Annotated in this window: 4 protein-coding genes; all 4 read right to left on the reverse strand. The window is 54.2% G+C overall.

Annotated features, from left to right (window positions below; translation table 11 throughout):
* A partial coding sequence (locus tag EKK48_31075) for an AAA family ATPase (protein RTL34617.1) occupies window positions 1-793 on the reverse strand: 793 nt, incomplete at its 3' end.
* 482 nt (window positions 794-1,275) lie between these two features.
* On the reverse strand, window positions 1,276-2,004 hold the full coding sequence (locus tag EKK48_31080; GenBank protein RTL34614.1) for an AAA family ATPase: 729 nt from the start codon (window positions 2,002-2,004) through the stop codon (window positions 1,276-1,278).
* A 98-nt stretch (window positions 2,005-2,102) separates the two neighbouring features.
* Window positions 2,103-3,491, reverse strand: coding sequence for an amino acid permease (locus tag EKK48_31085; protein RTL34615.1), 1,389 nt, complete (start codon window positions 3,489-3,491; stop codon window positions 2,103-2,105).
* A 124-nt stretch (window positions 3,492-3,615) separates the two neighbouring features.
* The coding region (locus tag EKK48_31090) for a hypothetical protein (protein ID RTL34616.1) at window positions 3,616-4,537 on the reverse strand (922 nt) is incomplete at its 5' end.

Here is a 4,537-nt window from a genome sequence, read left to right on the forward strand (position 1 = left end):
TGGTCGCAGCCAGTATCCACAGCCCGAAGTTCTGGTTGCCGGTATTCAGCCCTTGCAGCTCCACCAGGATCTGGTTTAGCGTTTGGTCGGCTTCAGGATGTGAACCGGGACCACTCGAACGCGCACGACCGACTGCGTCGATTTCGTCGATAAAGATGATGCAAGGACGCTTTTCACGCGCATCCGAGAACATCTCACGCACACGGTTGGCACCCAGACCAACGAACATCTCCACGAAGTCCGAGCCTGAGATTACGAACACAGGCACGCCACACTCTTTCGCCAGCGCAGTGATGATGAGCGTTTTGCCTGTGCCGGGAGGGCCTTCAAGCAGAACGCATTGAGGCAGCTTGCCACCGAACTTCGATTTCTTGACCGCTGATTGCAATCTCGTCATCAACTCGGCTGCTGTCACCACCGCTTTGGTGCCGGTTTTAGCGTTCTGCTTCGCTTTCTTCTCTTCCTCTTCCTTGCGAATCGTCTTGACTGCGTCTGCCTGTTCGACGATCTGCCGTTTCAGCTTACGAAACTGCGAGATCGCTTCTGGAATACCCGCTACGTCTTCGAAGCCCCGGATCTTGATCGTCTCAGGATCGACCCACTGCCCAAACGTCTTGTCGGCCACACCCTGCGCGTCTCCATTTCCGCCTTGCGGAGCATATCGACCGCCAGCACCAGGAGCGCCACCACCAAAGATTCGACTCAGACTGATCTTGCCAGTTGCGAGCAAGACGACAAAGGCGATAATCAAGCCGTACAAGGCGAGTTTGGCAATGTAGCCAAACACCGCCATTACTCCGCTGAAGAAAGCCTTCAACGAACGCGGGTCATTACCCAGGTCATTCGCCTCATCGCTTCCATCTTGACCGCGCCGTTCCTTGATGATGATTTGCAACGGCGTACCGTCAGTGGGCGCAGTCACTCTCGTGTCACCATCGACGACTACTTGCTTCGACCCGCCCAACTCAGCGGATGCTTGAGCCATATCCGCGTCGGCTATTTTGGCTGCCGCAAACTGGGGGTCCATGGTCTGACCCGCATGATGCGCAGCCGGAGGCGCCGTGGAGATGACTCCATCGGGAAGCCTTGAGATGTTGTAAAAAATCAAGGCAACGACTAACACTGCCAATATGTAAAACCAATTTTTATTTATGAGATCCATGACGGATTCCTCAGCGACTACTGGTCGCCAACAGATAGTTGAAGAAGTGCCACTTCAGTCGGCACATGATTGGTCTGCCGTCTGATCCATAAAGACAGCAGACACAGTTAGGTTCATGCAGACTCGCTCCTGAGCCTGCTCTGCGCCACACGCCCATCCAGATTGGGCGGCTCGACCTTGATCTTCCACGTGAAACGACCTGGACACAGCAATACTTTGTCCAGGATATCCGCACGGTTAGTCGCAGCCAGTATCCACAGCCGGAAGTTCTGGTTGCAGGTATTCAGCCCTTGCAGCTCCACCAGGATCTGGCTAAGCTTCTGGTCGGCTTCAGGATCTGATGAACCACGCGAACGTGCACGACCGACTGCGTCGATTTCGTCGATGAAGATGATGCAAGGACGCTTTTCACGCGCATCCGAGAACATCTCGCGCACACGGTTTGCACCCAGACTAACGAGCATCTCAACAAAGTCAGAGCCTGATATCACAAACACAGGCACGCCACACTCTTTCGCCAGTGCAGTGATAATGAGGGTCTTGCCGTTGCCGGCAGATCCTTCGAGCAGGACCCACTGGGGCAGCTTACCGCCGAACTTCGACTTCTTATCTTCCTCTTCCTTGCGTATCGTCTTGACGGCATCTGCCTGTTCGACGATCTGCCGTTTCAGCTCACGAAACTGCGAGATCGCTTCTGGAATACCCGCTAAGTCTTCGAAGCCGCGGATGTTGATCGTCTCAGGATCGACCCACTGCCCGAACGTCTTGTCGACCACGCCTTGCGGAGCATACCTTCCGCTCACTGCCAATCTGTAAAACCAATTTCTCTTTATGAGTCCCATGACGGATTCCTCAGCGCCCTACTGGTCGCCAACAGATAGTTGAAGAAGTGCCACTTTGGTCTGCCGTCTGATCCATAAGACAGCAGACACGGTCAGGTTCATGCAGACTCGTTCCTGAGCCGGCTGTGACGGTAGCCGTAGGAAAAATAGATCAGCAGACCAAGCGGGCAACTGACCAGATACACCTGGCGCACCATCGGGTTCAGATAAAAGATCAAGACGACGCTGCAGGTAGCGACGACAAAGGCGGAGAGGTAATCGACCCAGGTCGAACCGGGCAATCGTAGCGAGCCCAAACCTACAGCGAGAAAGGCCACGAGTGTGCCCAGCACCATCATCTCGGAGATCTCCGCGAAAGGAACGACCGCGGCAAAAATGGCGCAAATGACGCCAGTGACAATGATTCCAAACTTGAGATCTTCGAACTTTTGCGGCAACATGCCATCTTCGGCCATGTTTCTGAAGATTCGTGGCGCGCCTTGAATCATCACAAAAACTACGTTGAAGAGCCCGATTACCGCTCCTATGGCAATCATCCTGGCGACAAAACCATGACCACTGGCAATCAAAACTTTCGCCAGAGGAGCAGCCGATTCATCGCCCGAAAACAGCGAATTTGGAATCATTACGCCGGTGGCACTTGCACTGAAACTTGGAGCGAGCCCGGTCAGAACAAGAAAGACAAGCAAGTAGAGAACGGCGACGCCAATCACACAGACGAAAGTGGCAATCTTCGTATCTCTCAAGCTCTTCGACTCGCGCGCAAAAGTGTATAGTGCATCGAAGCCGACGAATGGAAAGACGAAAAGCGCCGCTCCCTGCATGACTCCACTCCAGCCGACCGGCAAAAATGGACGCCAGTTTTCACTGTCCACAGAAGTTGCGCCGGCACCAATAAACAGAGTCAAAAGTGCCAATTTCAGAACTACCATGACAGCGTTTATCCAGGCCGGCTTACGTGTTCCTGCCACCACAAGCAGTGTCGTGACCGTCAATATGCAAGCAACGGCAATGATGTCTATGCCGAAACGTCCGCTTTTCGACCAGCCCGTCCAGAACTCCGGCAGACCGAATGTAAAAGCAGTGCGCAGATACTCGCTGAATCCAATCGCTACGGCAGCCGTGCCCATGAAATATTCAATGAACAGCCCCCACCCTACCACCCAGGCAACCAGCTCACCCAGTGTGTGATAGGAATATGAGTAAGCCGAGACTCCGGTTGGCAGAAACGACGAAAAGCGTTCGTAGCGATTGCCGACCGCGCAGAAATAGATGCTCGTAACTGCGATAGAAATGATTCCCGCAGGTCCTGCCAGCGAAGCAATGCGACCGGGCATGACGAATATCCCGGCACCAATGGTGGCACCTATACCGAGCAATGCCAGCAAAAGCCAGCCAAGGTGCCGTTCCTGGTGAATAAATTCCGAGCCGGCATTGCTGACTTGATGGGGAAGAGTCGCCGTCAGGCGAGAGAAAAGATCATTCATCAGTACTCCAAAATTTGTAGGTCAGCGTTGTAAGACAGAGATGCCTGTGAGAGCGCACCTCTGTCTTGGTTTAATGAATCGCCGCACTAGAGCACGACAGCGTTTTGTTGAAACGCAGCCGACTCTACTCAGCGCCGTTGGCTAGTGACAGACCCTCATAACGCGCGCGCAAACCAGCGATTCGGTTGTCCAGGTACGTACGCGTAGCAAAGTCCAGAGGCGCAGGTGCCCAGCTGTAGGGGTCCTTTGCGACTTCGGCAAGGAGCTTTTCCAGACTGCCGTCGTCCCACGTCGGATGTGCTTGCACTTCCTTCATGGCAGCAGCGAACAGCTCGGCAAAACGATCCTGCCGCATGATCTTACCTTCAAGCAGCTCCCAGAACATCGTCCAGACGGTCTCCGAACGGATAAAGAGGTTCATTATCCACCAGGTTTTCGCGTACAGCACTTTAGTCTTGAGGTTGCATTCCGCATCGATCAGATCCTTCTGCGCAGCGCCCATTTCGGTCGAAGCAGTCATGCCGCGTTGACCAAGTGAGATCGGACCCAGCTTTTCAGAACCGTACCAGCGCCCGATAGCCCGGTAGATGTTCTGACCGACAACTTCGAAATCATTGTCGGGACCCGAGTCTTTCACGTTCAGGAAAACCAACTGCGCCGCACTGCCGCCGAAACCACAGACAGCGTCGGCATCAACCTCCTCCAGGGTTTTGCCGAAAGCATCACGGTCTGGAGTTTTGAAGGTCAAACCACCGGTGCGTCCTCTCGGCTCTACTGCAATGAAGCGCACGATTTCGTCAGTCCGGCCGAGGAAACGCTCGAAGGCAATCGCCAGAGCATGCCCAGCTTCGTGCACCACAGTGTTGAAGATTTCGTCGAACGTCAAGTTCACTTCCGTCTTCAAACCCATCAGATGCCGCAGCAAGCCCTCAAAGAAGTCTTCCTGACTGACCTTGGACTTAACCGCTGCCTCGATTTGCTCCTTGCTGTAGTTTTTGGCTCTCAGCAGCTCCGCTTCGCGCTCGGCAAGCTCCTCTGCGTAAAGC

It is taken from the genome of Candidatus Melainabacteria bacterium, assembly GCA_003963305.1.
In the GTDB taxonomy this organism is placed as follows: Bacteria; Cyanobacteriota; Vampirovibrionia; order Obscuribacterales; family Obscuribacteraceae; genus PALSA-1081.